The sequence below is a fragment of the Prescottella soli genome, assembly GCF_040024445.1.
Lineage (GTDB): Bacteria > Actinomycetota > Actinomycetes > Mycobacteriales > Mycobacteriaceae > Prescottella > Prescottella soli.
In genome coordinates, this window is the sequence record NZ_CP157276.1 from 3,529,746 (window position 1) to 3,548,534 (window position 18,789).

At 68.3% G+C, this 18,789-nt stretch carries 23 protein-coding genes; 17 read left to right on the forward strand and 6 right to left on the reverse strand.

Annotated features, from left to right (window positions below; genetic code table 11):
• Positions 1–125: 125 nt before the first annotated feature.
• Positions 126–1,022 carry an alpha/beta fold hydrolase gene (locus ABI214_RS16415; RefSeq protein WP_348603581.1) on the reverse strand — a complete coding sequence of 299 codons (897 nt, stop codon included), beginning with the start codon at positions 1,020–1,022 and terminating at the stop codon, positions 126–128.
• 281 nt (positions 1,023–1,303) lie between these two features.
• Between ABI214_RS16415 and ABI214_RS16420 the strand changes: the two genes are divergently transcribed.
• A complete protein-coding gene (locus ABI214_RS16420; RefSeq protein ID WP_348603582.1) occupies positions 1,304–1,591 on the forward strand; it encodes a hypothetical protein in 288 nt (95 codons plus the stop codon).
• Positions 1,592–1,612: 21 nt separating this feature from the next.
• On the opposite strand, the gene ABI214_RS16425 is transcribed toward ABI214_RS16420, so the two are convergent.
• Entirely contained in the window at positions 1,613–1,858 is a 246-nt protein-coding gene (locus ABI214_RS16425; protein ID WP_348603583.1) for a hypothetical protein, read from the reverse strand.
• A gap of 137 nt (positions 1,859–1,995) precedes the next feature.
• On the opposite strand from ABI214_RS16425, the gene ABI214_RS16430 reads away from it, so the two are divergent.
• Positions 1,996–2,718 carry an SDR family NAD(P)-dependent oxidoreductase gene (locus ABI214_RS16430; RefSeq protein ID WP_348603584.1) on the forward strand — a complete coding sequence of 241 codons (723 nt, stop codon included), beginning with the start codon at positions 1,996–1,998 and terminating at the stop codon, positions 2,716–2,718.
• 98 nt (positions 2,719–2,816) lie between these two features.
• Entirely contained in the window at positions 2,817–3,221 is a 405-nt protein-coding gene (locus tag ABI214_RS16435; RefSeq protein WP_348603585.1) for a VOC family protein, read from the forward strand.
• A gap of 12 nt (positions 3,222–3,233) precedes the next feature.
• On the opposite strand, the gene ABI214_RS16440 is transcribed toward ABI214_RS16435, so the two are convergent.
• Entirely contained in the window at positions 3,234–4,220 is a 987-nt protein-coding gene (locus ABI214_RS16440; protein ID WP_348603586.1) for a sigma-70 family RNA polymerase sigma factor, read from the reverse strand.
• Between the two features lie 165 nt (positions 4,221–4,385).
• Here ABI214_RS16440 and shbA point away from each other — a divergent pair, with 165 nt between their 5' ends.
• Positions 4,386–5,000: an RNA polymerase sigma factor ShbA gene (gene shbA / locus ABI214_RS16445; RefSeq protein ID WP_348603587.1), complete on the forward strand. Its 615-nt coding sequence runs from the start codon at positions 4,386–4,388 to the stop codon at positions 4,998–5,000.
• Between the two features lie 3 nt (positions 5,001–5,003).
• On the opposite strand, the gene ABI214_RS16450 is transcribed toward shbA, so the two are convergent.
• The gene (locus ABI214_RS16450; protein ID WP_348603588.1) at positions 5,004–5,624 is read right to left on the reverse strand and encodes an FHA domain-containing protein; all 621 of its coding nucleotides are present in this window, start codon (positions 5,622–5,624) and stop codon (positions 5,004–5,006) included.
• 93 nt (positions 5,625–5,717) lie between these two features.
• Here ABI214_RS16450 and ABI214_RS16455 point away from each other — a divergent pair, with 93 nt between their 5' ends.
• The 5 genes from ABI214_RS16455 (at position 5,718) to ABI214_RS16475 (ending at position 10,587) form a co-directional block, all read left to right on the forward strand.
• Positions 5,718–6,560 carry an alpha/beta hydrolase gene (locus ABI214_RS16455; RefSeq protein ID WP_348603589.1) on the forward strand — a complete coding sequence of 281 codons (843 nt, stop codon included), beginning with the start codon at positions 5,718–5,720 and terminating at the stop codon, positions 6,558–6,560.
• A gap of 9 nt (positions 6,561–6,569) precedes the next feature.
• Positions 6,570–7,547 (forward strand): alpha/beta fold hydrolase, encoded by a 978-nt coding sequence (locus ABI214_RS16460; protein WP_348603590.1) that lies wholly within the window; start codon positions 6,570–6,572, stop codon positions 7,545–7,547.
• Between the two features lie 108 nt (positions 7,548–7,655).
• Positions 7,656–8,000, forward strand: a complete 345-nt coding sequence (locus ABI214_RS16465; RefSeq protein ID WP_348603591.1) for a YciI family protein — start codon at positions 7,656–7,658, stop codon at positions 7,998–8,000.
• A 6-nt stretch (positions 8,001–8,006) separates the two neighbouring features.
• The gene (locus tag ABI214_RS16470; RefSeq protein WP_348603592.1) at positions 8,007–9,287 is read left to right on the forward strand and encodes an RNA polymerase sigma factor; all 1,281 of its coding nucleotides are present in this window, start codon (positions 8,007–8,009) and stop codon (positions 9,285–9,287) included.
• Positions 9,288–9,351: 64 nt separating this feature from the next.
• Complete coding sequence (locus ABI214_RS16475) at positions 9,352–10,587, forward strand: PucR family transcriptional regulator (RefSeq protein WP_348603593.1); 1,236 nt, start codon at positions 9,352–9,354, stop codon at positions 10,585–10,587.
• Positions 10,588–10,597: 10 nt separating this feature from the next.
• Here the strand turns inward: ABI214_RS16475 and ABI214_RS16480 are convergent, their stop codons facing one another.
• Positions 10,598–10,993 (reverse strand): DUF5313 family protein, encoded by a 396-nt coding sequence (locus ABI214_RS16480; protein ID WP_348603594.1) that lies wholly within the window; start codon positions 10,991–10,993, stop codon positions 10,598–10,600.
• Positions 10,994–11,027: 34 nt separating this feature from the next.
• Positions 11,028–11,513, reverse strand: coding sequence for a MarR family winged helix-turn-helix transcriptional regulator (locus ABI214_RS16485; RefSeq protein ID WP_348603595.1), 486 nt, complete (start codon positions 11,511–11,513; stop codon positions 11,028–11,030).
• Positions 11,514–11,681: 168 nt separating this feature from the next.
• Between ABI214_RS16485 and ABI214_RS16490 the strand changes: the two genes are divergently transcribed.
• The 8 genes from ABI214_RS16490 to ABI214_RS16525 all read left to right on the forward strand — a co-directional run bounded on the left by ABI214_RS16490 (position 11,682) and on the right by ABI214_RS16525 (position 18,509).
• Positions 11,682–12,926 (forward strand): acyl-CoA dehydrogenase family protein, encoded by a 1,245-nt coding sequence (locus tag ABI214_RS16490; protein WP_348603596.1) that lies wholly within the window; start codon positions 11,682–11,684, stop codon positions 12,924–12,926.
• Between the two features lie 318 nt (positions 12,927–13,244).
• Entirely contained in the window at positions 13,245–14,672 is a 1,428-nt protein-coding gene (locus ABI214_RS16495) for an aromatic ring-hydroxylating oxygenase subunit alpha (protein WP_348603597.1), read from the forward strand.
• A gap of 2 nt (positions 14,673–14,674) precedes the next feature.
• Positions 14,675–15,262: a 3-phenylpropionate/cinnamic acid dioxygenase subunit beta gene (locus ABI214_RS16500; RefSeq protein ID WP_348603598.1), complete on the forward strand. Its 588-nt coding sequence runs from the start codon at positions 14,675–14,677 to the stop codon at positions 15,260–15,262.
• On the forward strand, positions 15,259–15,570 hold the full coding sequence (locus ABI214_RS16505; RefSeq protein ID WP_348603599.1) for a hypothetical protein: 312 nt from the start codon (positions 15,259–15,261) through the stop codon (positions 15,568–15,570). Before ABI214_RS16500 ends, ABI214_RS16505 begins: the two co-directional genes overlap by 4 nt.
• Complete coding sequence (gene hcaB, locus ABI214_RS16510; protein ID WP_348603600.1) at positions 15,567–16,349, forward strand: 3-(cis-5,6-dihydroxycyclohexa-1,3-dien-1-yl)propanoate dehydrogenase; 783 nt, start codon at positions 15,567–15,569, stop codon at positions 16,347–16,349. Before ABI214_RS16505 ends, hcaB begins: the two co-directional genes overlap by 4 nt.
• 41 nt (positions 16,350–16,390) lie before the next feature.
• The gene (locus ABI214_RS16515) at positions 16,391–16,588 is read left to right on the forward strand and encodes a ferredoxin (protein WP_348603601.1); all 198 of its coding nucleotides are present in this window, start codon (positions 16,391–16,393) and stop codon (positions 16,586–16,588) included.
• Positions 16,585–17,787: an NAD(P)/FAD-dependent oxidoreductase gene (locus ABI214_RS16520; protein WP_348603602.1), complete on the forward strand. Its 1,203-nt coding sequence runs from the start codon at positions 16,585–16,587 to the stop codon at positions 17,785–17,787. Before ABI214_RS16515 ends, ABI214_RS16520 begins: the two co-directional genes overlap by 4 nt.
• Entirely contained in the window at positions 17,784–18,509 is a 726-nt protein-coding gene (locus ABI214_RS16525; protein WP_348603603.1) for a class II aldolase/adducin family protein, read from the forward strand. The genes ABI214_RS16520 and ABI214_RS16525 overlap by 4 nt, the downstream gene beginning before the upstream one ends.
• Positions 18,510–18,789: the final 280 nt, after the last annotated feature.

Genomic DNA, 18,789 nt, shown 5'->3' on the forward strand with positions numbered 1-18,789 from the left:
CGACGGGTAGGGGTTCTGCGCGCGGTGGGCCACGAGTTCAGTTCAGGGACTGTGCTGAATCCGATGCGCTCGAAAGCGACGTGAGCGCACTACCGCACGCTCGCTCGGAGGCCGTCGCCCGGTGCTCAACCGGCCATGGCGGGGGAGAAGGCGGACGCACCGGTCGCACCGGTCGCACAGGTCGCGTAGTGGAGGCCGGCTCGGTCGACGAGCCGGACCACGGCGTCCGCCACCTCCGCGGCCTGGTCGAGGATCACCGAGTGCCCGGCGTCGTGCAGGCGCACCAACTCCGCGGACGGCAGGGTGGCGGCGATCGCGACGGAGTGCTCGATAGGCGTCAGCAGATCGGCGGTGCCGCCGAGCACCAGCGACGGGATGTCGCCGAGCGCCGCGAGCGTACGGGATTCGTCGACCCCGGCGAGCGACCGCAGGAATCCGCACATCGTGACGACCGATGTCCGGTTGTCGAGTGCGATCGTCGCGAGACGCTGCGTCAGCCCGGGCATGCGCCGGGCGCCGAACTCGATCGCCGAGACCAGCGGGTGTCGCAGGAACCGACACAGGCCCGACCGGGTGATGTCGCTCGCGGCAGTGGAGAGCAGTCCGACGCCGACGATGCGCGAGCCGACCGTATGGGGATGCTGACGGAGGTAGGCGAGAACGGCCATTCCGCCCATCGAGTGACCGACCAGGACGACCGGTCCGGTCGGCACCACCGCGGTGATGACGGCGTCGAGGTCGTGGCCCAGCTGGTCGATCGTGTACGTGTGCGCGGGTGCGCTCCCCGACTCGCCGTGACCGCGGTGGTCGTAGAACACCATCCGCACCGCCGGTCCCCACTCGCGGCTCAGGTGCGAGCGCAGCCGCGCCCAGGAATGGGTGTGCAGGCAGTGCCCGTGCGCGAACACGACGGTCACCGGAGCGTCGGCGTCGCCGAACTCGCGGACGGCCAGGGCCACGCCGTCGTCGGTCTCGACCACGCGACGTCGGCCGCGCCGATCGGAGCGGAGAGTGGTGATCATGACGCCCTCCCGAGGTCGAGACGAGGATGTGCTGTGGAGTCGCACACCTCAATCTCGTCTCGATCGGACACCGCGGCCAGCGCCCCCGGGAGTGGCGGCGGAACCCTGAGGGTGCCGGTTCAGCCACCCCGGGTGGCGGGACGCGTTTGCCGGTATCCGTGCGGGAGGGTCCGCTGCGGGAGGACAATCACGGGATAAGGCCGCCGCTGGTGCCTGCACCGGCGACGCGTCGACCGCAGTACGACGAGAGCGCAAACGGAACTCGGCACCGGGAGGCTTTTGTGAACTACTTCGACGATGCACGTAAACCGGCCGCGTTTGCGCGGGAGCACCCGGGCGAGGCCATCGAGGACACCCGCAACTGGCCCGGCTACGCCCTGATCGGCGTCGCGATCGTGACCCTCGGCATGACCCTGGTCGCGGCCGGTTACGGCTTCCAGGGTTGGGCGTGGATCGCAGGGTCGATCTGCGCGCTCAGCCTGGTCCTGGGGACCACGCTGGTGCTCCACGAGCACCGTCGAGTCAAGCGGCTCGACGCTGCGGGCGTGCTGTACCCGTTCGGCCACTGACGGCGGTTGCGGTCCAACGGGTCACGTCGGTTGCCGCTGCGCCCAGTCCTTCTCGATCTCCGGGTAGCCCGCCGCGATCTCGTCGACGCGTGCGGGCGTCGCGGATTCGAGTTCGGCGCGGTGCCGCTGCGCCTCGGCGAGCGAACCGGTGAACCCGGTCGCGGTCGGCACCGGCGACGACTCGTCCGCTGTCGGTGCGTTCAGTTCGAGCGTGTGGACGATTCCGTCGAGTCGGCTCGCCACGAAGTGTCGCTTGTCCTCACTCATGAATCCATGAGACCACCGGACGGTCCGCGTGCATACCCCGAATGCCCGCCGACCGGCCCTTTGTCGGCGGCCGTCGGGTTTCGCAGCCCTCGTTTCGGGGAAGTCGTGGGACGTATCTGCTTCGGAGGAGGCGTCGGATGAACGACAGCGAATCGAACGGGACTCGAGCCCTCGCACTGGTGACCGGCGCCTCGACCGGCATCGGGTACGAGCTGGCTCGCGGGCTCGCGGCCCGCCGCTACGACCTCGTGCTGGTGGCCGACGACGATGCGGTCCGTCCTGTGGCCGCCGAGTTCGCGCCGCAGGGGATCACCGCTCACGCGATCGAGGCGGACCTCGCGACCAATGTCGGGCTCGCCGAGGTCCGCCGCTCGCTGGACGCGCTGGAGCGACCCATCGGGGTGGCCGCGCTCAACGCCGGCATCGGGGCCCACGGGCGCTTCCACCGGATGCCGATCGACGACGACCTGCGCATGATCGCGTTGAACGTGACCGCCATGGTCCGGCTCGCGAAGTACGTCCTGCCGCCGATGGTCGACCGGGGCGACGGCCGGGTGCTGTTCACGTCCTCCTCGGCCGCTGCGATGCCGGGACCCCTCTGCGCCACCTACGCGGCGTCCACGGCGTTCGTGCAGTCCTTCGCGGAGGCGGTCCGCGACGAACTCGCCGGCACCGGAGTCGCGATCACGACGCTCATGCCCGGCGCCACCGATACGGACTTCTTCGATCGCGCCGGCATGGAGAACACCGAGCTGGCTCGCGGACCCAAAGCCGATCCGGAGGACGTGGCCCAGCGGGGGCTCGAGGCGCTCTTCGCTGGGAAGGACTGCGTGGAGATCGGGGTGGCGCAGCGGGTGTGATGAGTTTTCGGGGCGCCGGTGGTCTGTATCGGTGCAAGCTTCCCGTGTGAGTACGGAAAGCCCACGCACTCACCGTCACTTCGAGTCAGGAGTAGCCCATGTCCCGTCTGATCTTCGTGAACCTGCCGGTCGAGAACATCGCAGCCACCCGCGCGTTCTTCGGCGGCCTCGGTTTCGAGTTCAACGAACAGTTCTGCGACGAAAACTCCGCCTGCATGGCGATCAACGACTCGGCGTGGGTCATGCTGCTCCAGAAGGCCCGGTTCCGGGACTTCATCGAGGACGACATCTGCGACACCACGAAGAGCCGCGAACTGCTCACCTGCCTCTCCGCCGACAGCCGCGAGGGCGTCGACGCCTTGGTCGACGCCGCGATCGCGGCCGGCGGCTCGAAGTGGATGGACCCGCAGGACCACGGCTTCATGTACCAGCGTTCGTTCCGTGACCTCGACAACCACGTGTGGGAGATCATGTGGATGGATCCGGCCGCCGCCGGGCAGTGACCGCGGGGCCGGTCAGAGACGCTCGGGCAGGCCGAACCTGGTGAACAGGTCGGTGTCGAAGAAGCACGTGACGTGCGCGACCCCGCGCTCGGTGATGTCGAGGACGTGCAGCTGGAAGGGGCGGTGGACGCCGTCCTCTCCGCGCATGTACAGGCCGAGCGCGGGCTGGCCGTTGGCCGCCGCCGGCAGCAGGCGCATGTCGCCCGGGCCCTCGGACGGGCACTTCTCCTTGACGAGGCGGGCGATGTCGGCGCCGCCCACATACCAGCCGACGAAGGGTGGCATCTCCCAGATCGCGTCGCGGGTGAACAGCTCGACGAGGCCGTCGATGTCGTACCGCTCGAACCCGTCAACGTATCGGTGCAGCAGTTCGCGGGTGGCCTCGGACTCGGGTTCGACGAGCGTGTCCGGCGTCGGAGTGGCCTCGGCCAGTTGCGCCCGGGCCCGCTGGAGCAGGCTGTTCACCGCGGCAGGCGTGGTGCCGAGCGCCTCGGCGACCTCGGCGGCCTTCCACTGCAACACGTCGCGCAGCACCAGCACGGCACGCTGCCGTGCGGACAGGTGCTGCAGCGCCGCGACGAACGCCAGCCGCACCGACTCCCGGGCCCCGACGACCGTCGCGGGATCGTCCGCACCCCGGCCGTCGCCCCACACCATCGAATCCGGAATCGGCTCGAGCCATGGCACCTCGCGGCGTTCGACCAGGTCGTCGGACGGATCGGAGCTGGGCGCACCGAGGCCGGTCGGCAACGGACGGCGGGCGCGGCTCTCGAGCGCCGTCAGGCACGTGTTGGTGGCGATCCGATGCAGCCAGGTGCGGATCGACGAGCGTCCGTCGAACTTCGGGTAACCGCGCCACGCGCGCACGAAGGTCTCCTGCAGCAGATCCTCGGCGTCGTGGATCGATCCGGTCATGCGGTAGCAGTGCGCAAGTAGTTCGCGCCGGTAAGGATCTGCCGCGGTGAGGAATTCGTCGTCCAGGCTCTGGCCTACGGTCATGCCCCGCACTGTAGTTGCGGACGCCGACAAGTGGAGGGGGAGGAAGCGGGCGAGGGGCGGGCGGGTGCGTTACTCCCACCCGAGGGTGCCTGTCGGAGCGTCCGATCCCGGCCGAGGATCGAAGACGTGGGACGGCCGACCGCGCCTCCCGGTGAGGAGACCGGCATGTACGGGAATGTCTGCACTACAACACGAATCGGTGAGATGTCGGCCGCCCGCGCCAGGGAGGCATTGGAGGAGTGGGTGCCACGCGCCGTCGCGGGTGAGCGGGAGGCGCGCGAACGGGTGGTCGCCGTGGTCTATCCACTGGTGCGGCGTTACTGCTTCGCGCGGCTGGGACGCGGCGCGCTGCAGGCGGTGGCCGAGGACGTCGCCCATGAGGTGTGTGTGGCACTGATGACGGCCCTGCCCCGATACCGGGATCAGGGCTCGTCGTTCCTGACCTACGTGTACGCGATCGCCGGGCACAAGGTGGTCGACGCCCGCCGCGCCGCCGGCCGGGCGTGCGCGCCGCTCGAGGACGCCGGCGACGTGGCCTGCCCGGATGCGGGTCCGGAGGAACGCGCGATCGAGGTGGAGTCCGGCGAGCAGGCGCGGGAACTCGTCGCATCCCTGCCTCCGCGCTATCGCGAGATCGTGGTGATGCGGCTGGTGTGGGGGATGTCGGCCGCGGAGACCGCCGACGCGCTCGGCACCACCCCCGGTGCGGTCCGGATCGCGCAGCACCGCGCGCTCGGCAGATTGCGGATGCGACTGCGTCCGGCGTCGGATGCCGCCTGACGGCTACAGGTCGTGCTCGGTGATCACGCCGCTGTGCAGCGCCTTCTCGACCAGCCGCAACCGCTTCTGGTTCTGTGGAAGCTTCTCGACGCCGAATTTCGCGAACAGTGTCCGCAGATGCGTCTTGACCGCGTCGACGCTGAGGAACACCTCGTCCGCGATCTCCTGATTCGACGCGGGGTTCGCGAATGTCGCGTTGTGCTTGTAGGGCCGGCACAGCGCGACCAGGATCGAGCGTTGCGTCGCCGTCAGCGAACGGACCGTCGGCATCTGGGCCGCCACCCGGGTGGGCTCGCCGCCCTGCCCGGACAGGTCGCGGAACACGAACGCCGAGCTGCCGATCCGGATGCTGTCGCCGTTGCGCAGTCGGCGTCGGCCCGAGATCCGTTCGCCGTTGACGAAGGTGCCGTTGCGTGAGAGACCGTCGTCGGCGATGGTCCAGTCGGTGCCGATCCACTCGATCGTGGCGTGCAGGCGGGAGACCTCCGGGTCCGACATCAGCGCGACGTCGGCGTCGGGGGAGCGGCCGACCGTCACCCGTGGTGTGTCGACGGACAGCGTCAACTCGCGCGGGCACCCCGTCTGGTCGGTGTACCGCAGGTAGGGGGCTTCCGTGATGCTCATTGCCGCTCCTGTGGGGACACCTTCATCGTGCCGCCCGCACATCGCGCTGACAAGCGCCCGCACAATGCCGTCGATCGACCTAGACTCGCATTCGTGCAGCACACAGAGTCGGAGTTCACCGGGGTGCACGGCACCCGCATCGCGTACGACGTATGGCGACCGGACGGTGCGCCGACCGGTGTCCTGCTGCTCGCGCACGGCCTCGGCGAGCACGCCCGCCGGTACGACCACGTCGTCGAGCGTCTCCTCGAGCTCGGACTGGTGGTGTACGCGCCGGATCATCGGGGCCACGGCCGCTCGGGCGGCAAGCGGATCGAACTGCGCGACTGGTCCGAGTTCATCGACGACCTGCATCAACTGTCGGCGATCGCGATCACCGAGAATCCGGGCCTGCAGCGGTTCCTGCTGGGGCACAGCATGGGCGGCGCGATCGCGCTGACCTACGCGCTGGACCATCCGGACGAACTCGCGGGCCTGATCCTGTCGGCGCCGGCGGTCGTGGTCGCGGGCGGCAAGCCCAAGTTCGTGATCGAGATCGGCAAGATCATCGGACGCGTCGCGCCGGGCGTCCCCGTCGAGACCCTCGACGCCAAGGACGTCTCCCGCGACCCTGCTGTGGTCGCGGCGTACGAATCGGACCCGCTGGTCTATCACGGAAAGGTCAAGGCGGGCATCGCCCGTGGGATGATCACTGCGGCCGAGAGCTTTCCGGCGCGGCTGCCGTCGCTCACGATGCCGACGCTGATCCTGCACGGCACCGACGACCGCCTCGCCGATGTCTCGGGCAGCCGGATGATCGCCGAGCGGGCCGGGGCGAAGGACCTGACGCTCAAAACCTACGACGGCCTGTTCCACGAGGTGTTCAACGAGCCCGAGCAGGAGAAGGTGCTCGACGACCTCGTCGATTGGCTCCGTCCGAGGCTTCGCGTGGCATAACCTCCCGAAATGACTGATCCCGCGAGCACACTCACTCATCGGACCGTTCGCGTCGGCGACATCGACATGCACATCGCCGAGCAGGGGGAGGGCGAGCCCGTCGTGCTGTGCCACGGCTTCCCCGGGCTCTGGTTCAGCTGGCGACACCAGCTGTCCGCACTGTCGGCCGCGGGCTACCGGGTGATCGCTCCCGACATGCGCGGCTACGGCCGCACCGATGCGCCGGCGGATCCACGCGCCTACGACCGCCGGCACACCGTCGACGACATGGTCGGCCTGCTCGACGCGCTCGGTATCGAACAGGCGGTGTTCGCGGGCCACGACTTCGGCGCGCAGCTGGTGTGGGATCTGCCGAACTGGGCTCCGGGGCGGGTGCGCGCGCTGATGCAGCTCAGCGTCCCGCGGATGCCGCGTCAGCCGATCCAGCCGACGATCGGCTTCCGCTACCTCGCGTCCCAGCACTTCGTGCACCTGCACTACTTCCAGGAGTACGGCCCGGCCGACCGGGAGTTGGGCGGCAGTCCGCGAGAGTTCCTGGCCAAGATTTTCCACGCCCTCAGCGGCGCCAACCGGTACCTCGACTGCTGGGACTTCCCGTCCGAGGGCAACGGCTACCTCGATGTGCTGCCCGAGCCGCCGGCGTTGCCGTGGTCGTGGCTGACCGAGGACGAATTCGGCTACTACGTGGACGAGTTCACGCGCACCGGGTTCACGGGCGGGCTCAACTGGTACCGCGCGGACGACTACGTGTGGGAGCAGAACGCGGATCTGCACGATCGCCCCATCACCGTTCCCACGACGTTCATCGCGGGCGCGAAGGACCCGGTGCTGGAGATGATGGGCGCGAATCCGTTCGAGACGATGACCGCGATGGTGCCGGGCCTGGTCTCGACGCACGTGATCCCCGACGTCGGGCACTTCGTACAGATGGAGGCCGCCGAGCAGGTCAACGCCGCGATGCTCGAGTTCCTGCGCGGACTCGACTGACCGGTCGGCCCGTAGGAAGAATTCTCGACGGGCCTGTCCATTCGCGGCGTCCTCGTTCGTCGTCATGGTGTACCGCAACAATGAGAACCTCCCGAGGAGGAACCGATCATGAAGTATCTGCTGCTGATCAACGCAGATTCCGTCAACCCGGACAACGGGTGCACCCCCGAAGACTGGATGGTCTACGACAAGCAGGTCAAGGATGCCGGGATCTACGTCTCGGGTGAGTCGTTGGCCGACCTGACCACCGCGACCAGCGTGCAGGTGGGGCCGGACGGCGATCGCGCTATCACCACCGACGGGCCGTTCGCCGAGACCCGTGAGGTCCTCGGCGGGTTCTACGTCATCGACGTCCCCGATCTCGACGTCGCGCTCGATTGGGCGGCCCGGTGCCCCGGATCGCGCGGCCCGGGCCGGATCGTGGTCCGCCCGATCGCCGACTTCGGTAACTGACGACCGATGAGCCGGGCGAGCGGCCGCGGGACCGGCGCGGAGGCCTCCGTCGAGGCGGTCTTCCGGGAGGAACGCGGCCGCCTGCTCGCGGCTCTGGTGAGCCGCTTCGGCGATCTGGACCTGGCAGAGGAGGTGACGTCGGAGGCGATCGAGTCGGCGCTACGGCACTGGCCGGTGGACGGGGTGCCGTCCAAGCCCGGTGCCTGGCTGTTGACCACGGCGCGGCGCCGGGCCGTCGACCGACTGAGACGGGACCAGACACTCGCGGCGAGAATCGCGGTGCTGCAGGTGGAAGCGGATCGCGCCGATCCCGCCCCACCCGCGGACGTGGGTGGCGAGTTGCCCGACGAGCGACTGCAACTGTTCTTCACGTGTGCGCACCCGGCCCTGCCGGCCGAGGACCGTGCGGCCCTGACGCTTCGTTGCCTCGCCGGCCTCACGACGCCCGAGGTGGCCCGCGCCTTCCTCGTACCGACGGCCACGATGGCGAAACGAATAGTCCGGGCCAAGAAGCGGATTCGGACGAACCGGATACCGTTCCGGGTGCCGGGGGCTGACGAGCTCCCGCAGCGCCTGCCCGGCGTCCTGCAGGTGTTGTACTCGATCTTCACCGAGGGGTACGCGGCCAGCGAGGGCGCGCGACTGCAGCGCCTGGACGTCGCGGAGGAGGCGATCCGGCTCACGCGGGTCCTGCACCGACTGCTGCCGGGGGAGCGCGAGGTGGCGGGTCTGCTGGCGCTCATGCTGCTCGTCCACGCGCGTCGCGGGGCCCGCACCGGCCCAGGCGGCGAACTGGTGCTGCTCGGCGACCAGGACCGCACCGACTGGGACCGCGCAATGATCGAGGAGGGCGGCGAACTGGTGCTCGTCGCCCTCACCGGCGGGCCGCCCGGGGCCTACGGCGTCCAGGCGGCGATCGCCGCGCTGCACGACGAGGCAGCCGACGTCGCGAGCACCGACTGGCCACAGATCGTGGCGCTCTACGACGTGCTGCTCCGGATCGTGCCGTCCCCCGTCGTCGCGGTCAACCGGGCGGTTGCGGTCGCGATGCGGGACGGCCCCGAGGCAGGTCTCGCGCTCCTCGACGACCTGGCCGACGAACCGCGTCTGCGCTCACACCACCCCTACGCGGCAGCGCGGGCCGAACTGTTGATCCGTCTCGGACGACTGCCCGAAGCGGCCGAGGCGTACCGGTGCGCGCTCGATCTGGCCGGCACCGAACCCGAGCGCGAGTATCTGCGGCGCAGACTCGGTGAGGCGGAAGGCGGATCGCGGGGATCGCGGTGACGGTGGCGCAACGGACGCCGCGATCCGTGGCTTCGCGTCGATCCGGCGGCGTATCGTTCGGCCCATGCCGTCGGAAGACGACCGGCACCGTCCGGAGGCCAGCGCCGCGGTGATCGCGATCCTGGACCGGCTCGACGCCAGGTTCGACTCGCTGGCCCACGGGCGAAAGATCCCGGTTCACGAGGGCAGGCGGGGTGTGCCCGTCGCGCCGCATCCGGAACTGTTGCGGCACAGCACCCGCCGGTACTTTGAAGTCGCATCTCGGGCGATTCGGGAGTACCGAACATTCACCGAGGAAGAGTTGCGTCCGATCCGCGAGGGTGCCGTGCAGGCGGCGGCGGACGGTGCGTCTTTGACTGCGGTGCTCCACAACTGGCATCGATTCGGCCGCACGCTCCACGACGAATGTCGCGCGGCCGCGGCGGGCGAGCGCGCCGCCGGGGTGGTGGAGATCGCCTCGGCCGTCCTACGGCTGCAGGAGACCATCACGAGCGCGGTGGTCGAATCCTACGAGAGCGAGCGGGTGGCGCTGGACGGGGACGAGAAGCCGTCCAAGGAGTTGCTGGCGCGGCTGTTGATGGCCGGGCAGGATGCCGACCCGACCGCGCGCTGGTGCGGTATCGAGCTGGCCGACGAGTACTCGGTCCTCGCGCTGTCTTATGTTGACACGCAACGTGATCCGGCCTCGCAATGGTCGGCGCAGGCTCGGATGGCGCGAGTTCTCGAACGGCAGGGTCCACCGCCGGTCCTGGGCGTACTCGAGCAGGACGGCGGCACCCTGTTGGTGCCGCACAAGGTCGGTGGCGACATCGACTGGTATCGCCGCGCGGTGGTCCTGGTCGAGTCGTTCTCGGCCGCGGTCGACGCGCCGGTGACCGCGGCCGTGACGGAACCGGTCACCCGTGCTCGAATCGCGGATTCGGAACGGCTCGCCGGCGAGCTGCTGGTGCTGGCGCGTCGGCTCGGCCGTGAACCCGCGGTGTATCAGCTCAAGGATCTGGCGTTGCCGTTCCAGTTGTCCCGGCCGACGGAGGGCCGGCAGTACCTGGCCGACTGGTTGCTGCCGCTCGATCCGCATCCGGAACTGGTCGAGACCCTCGACGCGTACCTGCATCACGACCTCGACCGCGGGCGGACGGCGCGAGCACTCGACGTCCACCCCAACACGGTGAACAACCGACTCGGTCGGATCCGCGATCTTGCGGGCGTCGATCCGAGCCGCTACGAGGGCATCATGACGCTCGGTTCGGCACTGGACGCGCGCCGGGCCCGGGGCTGGGAGCCGGGCGGGGCCCAGTGATCCGACCGTCCTAGATCGTGTGCGGGTGCGCCTTCTCGTACGCGGCCTTCTCGGCGTTGTAGCGGGCCACCTTCTTCGGGTTCTCGAGGTCCGGCGACAGTCCGTGCTTCTCGAGCCGGCGGCGCCGGTTCTGCTCCATGTAGGCGGCCGCGAAGAACAGCGCGAGGAACACACCCAGGAGGACCATCGAGCCGCGCAGCCACAGCGGGCCGGGGAACAGGAAGAACGCGGCGAAGATGGGAAGGAATGGCACCATGCTGCGGATCATGTGCCGGGGCACCGCCCAGTCGCCGACGAGGTCGTTGCGGACCCAGTCCTGCATCGAGTCGGGGAGCTTGCGGCCGCAGGAGTACCCGATCCACTGCAGGGGATTGGGGCGGCGGTGGACTTTCTTGTTGCTGGTCATGTCCTGGATACCTGTACCTGTCTGGAGGGGCGGTTCACTCGTGCAGGGCGCCGGCGCGCAGGGCGGCGGCGTTGACGCGGGTGAGGACGGCGTGGAGTTCTTCGAGCTCGGCGAGGCTGACGCCGAGGCGCTGGACGACGGCACCGGGAATGCGTTCGGCCTGGGTGCGCAGGGCCTTTCCGGCGTCGGTCAGCTCGACGATCAACTGGCGTTCGTCGGAACTGCTCCGGGTTCGGGTGATCAGCCCGCTCGACTCGAGTCGCTTGAGGAGCGGCGACAGGGTGGGCGAGTCGAGTTGGAGGGCCTGCCCGATCTCCTTCACCGACATCGGCGCGTCCCCCCACAGCGCGAGCATCACGAGGTACTGCGGGTGCGTCAGTCCCATGGGCTCGAGGAGAGGGCGGTAGACCGCAAGGACCGCGCGGTTGGCCACCGCGAGTGCGAAGCACACCTGGCGGTCGAGGGCCAGGGGGTCGGCGTCGCCCCAGTCGATGTCCTGATCTGCGGTGGTCGCGGTCATGGAAATGAATCATACACGATTAAGTCGTGCACTAACTAAATGTGATCGAGTCGCCCGGAGTGGACAAATGAGAACGCGTTCTATATGTGTGGATGTGATGGTCGCCACGCGGCCGCCCGGCCTGTTCCGCTGGCCGCCACCTCGATCGCACCGACTGGAGTTCACGACATGTACGAGTGGTCCGACACCGACCTGATGTTCCGCGATGCCCTTCGCGGCTTCATCGACAAGGAGATCAAGCCGCACGTCGACAAGCTCGAGAGCGGTGAGCTTCCCCCGTTCGAGATCATCCGCAAGATGTACGCCACCTTCGGTATGGACGAGATGGCCAGCGAGGCCCTGGAGAAGGCCTTCGCGAAGGAGGAGGCCAAGGAGCGCGGCGAGACGCTCCCCGAGTCGGGCGAGAAGTCCGGCGGCTTCAGTGGCGCCGGCAGCATGGGCGTCATCCTGAACAGCGAGCTCGCGGGCGTGAGCCTGGGTCTGGTCGCGTCGATGGGTGTGAGCCTGGGCCTGACCGTCGGCACCCTGCGCAGCCGCGGCACGCTGGCGCAGAAGAAGCGCTGGATGCCCGGGCTGGTCACGATGGAGAAGGTGGGCGCCTGGGCCATCACCGAGCCCGACTCCGGCTCGGACGCCTTCGGCGGCATGAAGTCCTACGTCCGCCGCGACGGGGAGGACTACATCCTCAACGGGCAGAAGACGTTCATCACCAATGGCCCCTACGCCGACGTCACGATCGTCTACGCCAAGCTCGACGAGGGCGATCCGTCGGTCGACCGCCGCGACCGCAAGGTGCTCGGTTTCGTCCTCGACAAGGGCATGGAGGGCTTCACCCAGAGCGCGCCGTTCAAGAAGATGGGCATGAACTCCTCGCCCACCGGTGAGCTCTTCTTCGACAACGTGCGCATCACCAAGGACCGGCTGCTCGGCGAGACCGAGAACCCGGCCAAGGGTGACGGCAAGGAGAGCGCGAAGGAGTCGTTCGCGGCCGAGCGCATCGGCATCGCGTCGCTCGCCCTCGGCATCATCAACGAGTGCCAGCGGCTGTGCATCGACTACGCCAAGAACCGCAAGCTGTGGGGCAAGGAGATCGCCCAGTTCCAGCTCATCCAGCTCAAGCTGGCCGAGATGGAGGTCGCGCGCCTCAACGTGCAGAACATGGTGTTCAACGCGATCGAGCGCACCGCCGCCGGCAACAAGGTCACGCTCGCCGAGGCGTCGGCGATGAAGCTGTACTCGTCGCGTGCCGCGACCGAGGTCGCGATGGAGGCCGTCCAGCTGTTCGGCGGCAACGGCTACATGGCCGAGTACAAGGTGGAGCAGCTCGCGCGTGACGCCAAGTCGCTCATGATCTACGCCGGCTCCAACGAGATCCAGGTGACCCACATCGCGAAGGGCCTGCTGGCCAAGTGATTCCGTCCCCGGTCGGCGCGAGGCTGCGCGCGGACCCGGGGCGGCGTTGACGCAGTCGGTTGCCTGGGGGGTTCTTCGGCAATCGTCTTTGCCTGCACGGACTCCGATCGGCTGAATGCCTGACGACCTCCGGTCGTCCGCGAACCATTTCGCGGACGACCGGAGGTCGTTGTGTTTCTGCACGTCCCGACGGTCCGGGACCCCTTTCCGTTCCGGCGCTCACGGCTCGCCGCCGAGAAGTGGTTGACTCACCCAACATCGCCATGCAGAATCTCTTTCTGTAATACAGAAACATCGAACCCTTTGAAGTGAGGTCCCATGCGTGACGCGGCCGACGTCCTCGCCAACGTCCGGCGGGGCATGCTCCCTGCACACATCTACAACGATTCCGAGGTCTTCGAGGCCGAGAAGGAACGCTTGTTCAGTCGGGCGTGGATGTTCGTCGCCCACGAGTCGGAGCTGCCGCAGATCGGCGACTACGTCGTGCGCCGTGTCATGGACAACTCGTTCATCGTCAGCCGTGACCAGTCCGGCGAGATCCACGCGATGTTCAACATGTGCCTGCACCGCGGCATGCAGGTCTGCCGCGCCGAGCAGGGCAACGCCTCACACTTCCGCTGCCCGTACCACGGTTGGTCGTACAAGAACGACGGCCGCATCGTCGGCATGCCGTTCCACAAGGAGGCCTACGGCGGCGAGGAAGGCTTCGCGCGTAAGGGTCAGCGACTGCTGCCCGCCCCGAAGCTGGGCATCTACAACGGTCTGATCTTCGTGTCGATGGACCCGGACGCCGAGCCGCTCGAGGATTTCCTCGGCGACTTCAAGTTCTACCTGGATTACTACACCAAGCAGAGCGCCAGCGGCGTCGAGGTTCGCGGACCGCAGCGTTGGCGGGTCAAGGCCAACTGGAAGATCGGTGCCGAGAACTTCGCCGGCGACATGTACCACACGCCGCAGACGCACACGAGCGTCGTGGAGATCGGCCTGTTCCGTGAGCCGAAGGCGGAGAAGCGCAAGGACGGCAACACGTACTGGGCCGGCAAGGGCGGCGGCACCACGTACAAGCTCCCCCCGGGCACCTTCGAAGAGAAGATGAACTACGTCGGCTATCCCGACGAGATGGTCGAGCGGATGAAGGAGCAGTGGTCCCAGGAGCAGATCGACGTCATCGGACGCGACGGCTTCATGATCTCGGCTGCCTCGGTCTTCCCGAACATCAGCCTGGTCCACAACTGGCCGAAGGTCGCCGAGGGCGACGATGTCCTGCCCTTCATCTCGATCCGCCAGTGGCAGCCGATCAGCGCCGACGAGACCGAGGTTCTGTCCTGGTTCGTCGTCGACAAGGAAGCTCCTGAGGAGTTCAAGAAGCTCTCCTACAAGGCGTACCTGATGTGCTTCGGCTCCAGCGGCATGTTCGAGCAGGACGACGTCGAGAACTGGGTCTCGCTGACCAACACTGCCGGCGGCTCCATGGCCCGCCGCCTGCTGCTCAACGGCCGCATGGGCATGCTGCACGACGACAGCCCCGTCGTCGCGCCCCTGACCGAGGACGAGTTCTGTGGTCCCGGCGTCGCGCATGTCGGCTACGGCGAGTACAACCAGCGTCACCTGCTCAACGAGTGGGCCGACTACCTCGAGAAGCCGGCGCCCGTGCCGGCCAACATCCACGTCGGCGCCCCGCAGGTCGACGGCGAGTGCAGCAGCGAGACCGCGGCGCAGTGCAGCAGCGAGAAGTCGGAGGCGTAACCATGAGCACCTACATCCCCATCGACTCCGCCAGCTCCCCGCTGGGCCAGGCCGCGTCGAAGACGACGGCCGTGGGCGCCTCGCTGGCGTTCGACGATCCGCGGCACCTGACGGCGCATCGCTGGCTGGTCGAGGAGTCCTACCTCCTGGACCAGCAGGACTACGACGCCTGGTTGGACACCCTCGCCGAGGACATCCACTACTTCATGCCGATCCGCGTCACCACGGCGCTGGGCACCGGCTACGACACGGCCAAGGACATGGCCCACTTCGACGAGGACAAGTACTCACTGAGCCGCCGCGTCGCGCGCTTCGACACCGGCCACGCCTGGGCCGAGGATCCCCCCTCGCGCCTGCGCCACCACCTGTCCAACGTCCGCACCTTCGCGACGGAGAACGACGACGAGCTCGTGGTGGAGTCGGCCGTCCTGCTGTTCCGCAGCCGCGGCGACGTGCTGGAGCCCTCGCTGCTCTCGGTCGGTCGCGTCGACCTGCTCCGGCTCGAGGACGGCGTCTGGCGGCTCGCCCGTCGGCACATCGCCGCCGACGAGTCCGTGCTGCGTATGCAGAACCTGGCGGTGTTCCTGTGAAGCTCGCCTGGGAGGGTGAGGCCGAGGACGCCGCCGCGGCGGCCCGGGCCAACTCGCGGCTCGGGGTCCTGCAGGACCAGCGCGACGGCGAGACCATCGTCATCGCGAACGAGTTCGCCGACATGCGGATCTCGAAGGTCCACACGCGCAACGGTGTGCGGCTGCTCATCGAGTCGCCGAAGACCGGCCAGTGGATCACCCTCGACGCTCTCGAGCTCGAAGCGCTGACATGGCAGAACGAGACGACGCTGTCCGCGATGGTCGGGAAGCCGTTCCAGTCGCTCATCGACGCCGAGGACGCCTCGTGACCGGCTGGCTCGACGGTAAGCGTGCGCTCATCGTCGGGGCCGGCTCCGGCATCGGGCGCGGCGTGGTGGACGCCTTCCTCGCCGAGGGTGCCAGCGTCGGTGTGCTCGAGCTCGACGCGGCCAAGTGTGATGCCCTCGCCGCAGAGCACCCCGAGGTCGAGGTTGTGCAGGGTGACGCCACCAAGGCGGCCGCGAACCAGGCTGCGGTCGCTGCGGTCGTGGATCGCTTTGGCGGCCTGGACATTCTGGTGAACTGCGTCGGGGTCTTCGACTTCTACCGCAAGCTCGAGAGCATCGACGCCGACATGCTGGACCAGGCGTTCGACGAGATGTTTGCCGTCAACGTCAAGTCGCACTTGCACAGCGTCAAGGCCGCGACGCCTGCGCTGCGTGAGTCCGGTGGCTCCATCGTGCTCACCGAGTCGACGTCGGCGTACTACCCGGGCCGCGGTGGAACACTGTATGTCGCATCGAAATTCGCGGTGCGCGGGCTCGTCACCACCCTCGGGTACGAGCTGGCGCCGGATATTCGTGTCAACGGCGTCGCCCCCGGCGGCACCCTGGGCACCGACCTGAGCGGGCTCGCGACGCTGGGCCTGACGGAGAACCGGCTCGACGGCCCGGACCGGGCGAAGGAGCTCGCGGGCCGCAACCCGCTGGGCGTCGCGCTCGACGGCCTCGACCACGCGTGGAGCTACGTATTCCTCGCCTCTGATCGGTCGCGCGGCATCTCCGGCCGCGTCGTCCACTCCGATGGCGGGATGGGAATCAAAGTCTAAAGGCGCGTGTTACGCGCGACCTACTGAAGGAAGAATCTCACATGGCAATTCTCAAGGCGAACCTCGAATTGTGCCAGGGCTACGCGAATTGCGTGGTCGCGGCGGACGACGTCTACGACATGGACGACGATGGTCTGGTGGTGCTGCTCAAGACCCGGGTCGACGAGTCGGACCGCCAGCGGGTCGAGACCGCGGCGAAGAGCTGCCCGGCCGCCGCCCTGTGGTTGGAGGACGAGTGAGCGGCGGAGTCCTCATCGTCGGCGGCTCGGTGGGTGGCATCCGCACGGCCCGCGCGCTGCGCAATGAGGGCTATGCCGGCAAGGTGACGGTGGTCGAGGCCGAGTCCGAGCTGCCGTACGACAAGCCCCCGCTTTCCAAGACCTCGCTCGACGTCGACTCGCATGTGCCGCTGCTGACCGCGGACGAGGCGAGCGAGCTCGGCATCGAGCTTGTATTGGGCAAGGCCGCAGTCGAATTACGGCCGCAGGCCAAGCAAGTGGTGCTGGACGGCGGGGTTGTTCTCGACTACGAGGAGCTGGTCATCGCCACCGGCGCGGCCGCGCGGCCGTCGCCGTGGACCGGTCCCGACGTGCACGTGCTCCGCACCATCGCGGACGCCCGCGCGCTGCGCGCGAGCCTGCGGGGCGCGAACAGACTGCTGGTCGTCGGCGCCGGGTTCATCGGTGCGGAGGTGGCCTCGCTCGCCCGCAAGCAGGGCATCGAGGTCACGATCGTCGACCCTGCTCCCACGCCTATGGCGCGGGTGGTCGGAGACGATCTGGGACAGCGCTTCTCGCAACTGCACCGCGCGAACGGCGTGGACACGCGCTTCGGTGCGACGGTGTCCAGCCTCGAGCAGGTGGACGGTGGCTTGTGGGCCGAACTCTCCGACGGCACGAAGATCCTCGTGGATGCTGTCGTCGTAGGTATCGGCGCGGTGCTGAACACGCGCTGGCTGGAGTCCTCGGGCCTGGCGTTGGAGGACGGCGTGGAGTGCGACGAGTACGGCCGTGTGGCCGGCGCCGAGCGCATCTTCGCCGTCGGCGACATCGCCCGGTGGTACCAGCCGCGGCAGGAGAAGGCAGCTCGCGTGGAGCACTGGACCAACGCCGTGGAGCAGGCAAATTGTGTGGCCCACAACATTGCTCATCCGGACTCGACACTCTCGCACGACCCGGTCGCCTACGTCTGGAGTGACCAGTACGATTGGAAGATCCAGCTTTTCGGCACGCGGAATCTCGAGGGCAGTCCGGCCGTCGTGGAGCAGTCGGATCCCTTCCGGTTGGCCGCGGTCTGGCAGGACGCCGACGGTCGAGCCAGCGGCGGGTTGACGGTGAATTGGCCCAAGGCGTCGGTTCAGCTCAGGCGCACCATTGCGGCGGGCGGTCCGGCAGCCGAGGTGCACTCGCAGCTCTCCGCGGCGGCGGTGAAGGCATGAGGCCGGGCGAGCTCGACGAGTTGAGGGAGCTGGTGGCGCAGGGCTGCCGGGTGCTGGCCGCGCGTCAACTAGCGCCGGGCATCCTCGGGCACATCAGCTTCCAGATCGACGAGTCGCGGATGCTGATCCGCTGCCGTGGGCCGCAGGAGCGCGGGCTGCTGCACACCACTGCCGAGGACATTCGCCTGGTAGACATGACCGGCGGGCCGGGCGCAGTGGGTGAGCTCGACGGCGGCTACACCGTGCCGTACGAGTTGCCTTTGCACAGCAGGATTCTCATGCGCCGCCCGGACGTCACGTCCGTGGTGCACGCGCACCCCCACAATGTCGTGGCCGCCGATCTTGCAGGGTTGCCCATCTTGCCCATCGTCGGGGCCTACGACATCCCGGGAGCCGTGCTTGCGCACGGAGGAGTTCCCGTATTCCCCAGGGCCGCTTTGATTCACAACCCTGCCCTGGGCGACGACGTAGCCGATTCCCTCGGCGATCGGCCGGTGGTGCTCATGCGCGGCCACGGTCTCACGTCCACCGGTACGTCGGTGCAGGAGGCCGTGCTTCGCGCCATCTCTGTCGACGTGATCGCGTCGCTGTCGTTGTCGATCGTCTCGGCGGGCGGCACGCTGAAGCCGATCGGGGCCGAGGATCTGGCGGACTTGCCGAACCTGGGTGCCGGTCTCAATGTGGGTGCCGCATGGCGCCACGAGGTGTCCCGGCTCGATTAGACGCCTCGGGCGGCGCGCGGTCGATTCGTCCGATTTCGTTGCCGTCATTTCTTCTCGGCCCGATCGCCGGATCCAGTTCGGTGTCGCCGCTGACGCGGTCGGTCTGCCCGCGCGTCCCGGACCTGGGCATTCGGCAGAAGGATTCTCTGTGTAGAGAAACGTGTGTTCATCGGCCCAGGTCAAGCGAGTGCAGTTTTCACTTAGCGATCGCTAGTGAAGCTCTTGACGTGGGGCGTGCATACGGGTTCAATGCTCGAGACGACGTTTTCGTTGTGGGGCA

Coding starts and splice junctions, on each gene's coding strand:
- ABI214_RS16415 (WP_348603581.1), bottom strand. CDS start 1,022: ATGATCACCACTCTCCGCTCCGATCGGCGCGGCCGACGTCGCGTGGTC.
- ABI214_RS16425 (WP_348603583.1), bottom strand. CDS start 1,858: ATGAGTGAGGACAAGCGACACTTCGTGGCGAGCCGACTCGACGGAATC.
- ABI214_RS16430 (WP_348603584.1), top strand. CDS start 1,996: ATGAACGACAGCGAATCGAACGGGACTCGAGCCCTCGCACTGGTGACC.
- ABI214_RS16435 (WP_348603585.1), top strand. CDS start 2,817: ATGTCCCGTCTGATCTTCGTGAACCTGCCGGTCGAGAACATCGCAGCC.
- ABI214_RS16440 (WP_348603586.1), bottom strand. CDS start 4,220: ATGACCGTAGGCCAGAGCCTGGACGACGAATTCCTCACCGCGGCAGAT.
- shbA (WP_348603587.1), top strand. CDS start 4,386: ATGTACGGGAATGTCTGCACTACAACACGAATCGGTGAGATGTCGGCC.
- ABI214_RS16450 (WP_348603588.1), bottom strand. CDS start 5,624: ATGAGCATCACGGAAGCCCCCTACCTGCGGTACACCGACCAGACGGGG.
- ABI214_RS16460 (WP_348603590.1), top strand. CDS start 6,570: ATGACTGATCCCGCGAGCACACTCACTCATCGGACCGTTCGCGTCGGC.
- ABI214_RS16465 (WP_348603591.1), top strand. CDS start 7,656: ATGAAGTATCTGCTGCTGATCAACGCAGATTCCGTCAACCCGGACAAC.
- ABI214_RS16470 (WP_348603592.1), top strand. CDS start 8,007: ATGAGCCGGGCGAGCGGCCGCGGGACCGGCGCGGAGGCCTCCGTCGAG.
- ABI214_RS16475 (WP_348603593.1), top strand. CDS start 9,352: ATGCCGTCGGAAGACGACCGGCACCGTCCGGAGGCCAGCGCCGCGGTG.
- ABI214_RS16480 (WP_348603594.1), bottom strand. CDS start 10,993: ATGACCAGCAACAAGAAAGTCCACCGCCGCCCCAATCCCCTGCAGTGG.
- ABI214_RS16485 (WP_348603595.1), bottom strand. CDS start 11,513: ATGACCGCGACCACCGCAGATCAGGACATCGACTGGGGCGACGCCGAC.
- ABI214_RS16490 (WP_348603596.1), top strand. CDS start 11,682: ATGTACGAGTGGTCCGACACCGACCTGATGTTCCGCGATGCCCTTCGC.
- ABI214_RS16495 (WP_348603597.1), top strand. CDS start 13,245: ATGCGTGACGCGGCCGACGTCCTCGCCAACGTCCGGCGGGGCATGCTC.
- ABI214_RS16500 (WP_348603598.1), top strand. CDS start 14,675: ATGAGCACCTACATCCCCATCGACTCCGCCAGCTCCCCGCTGGGCCAG.
- ABI214_RS16515 (WP_348603601.1), top strand. CDS start 16,391: ATGGCAATTCTCAAGGCGAACCTCGAATTGTGCCAGGGCTACGCGAAT.
- ABI214_RS16525 (WP_348603603.1), top strand. CDS start 17,784: ATGAGGCCGGGCGAGCTCGACGAGTTGAGGGAGCTGGTGGCGCAGGGC.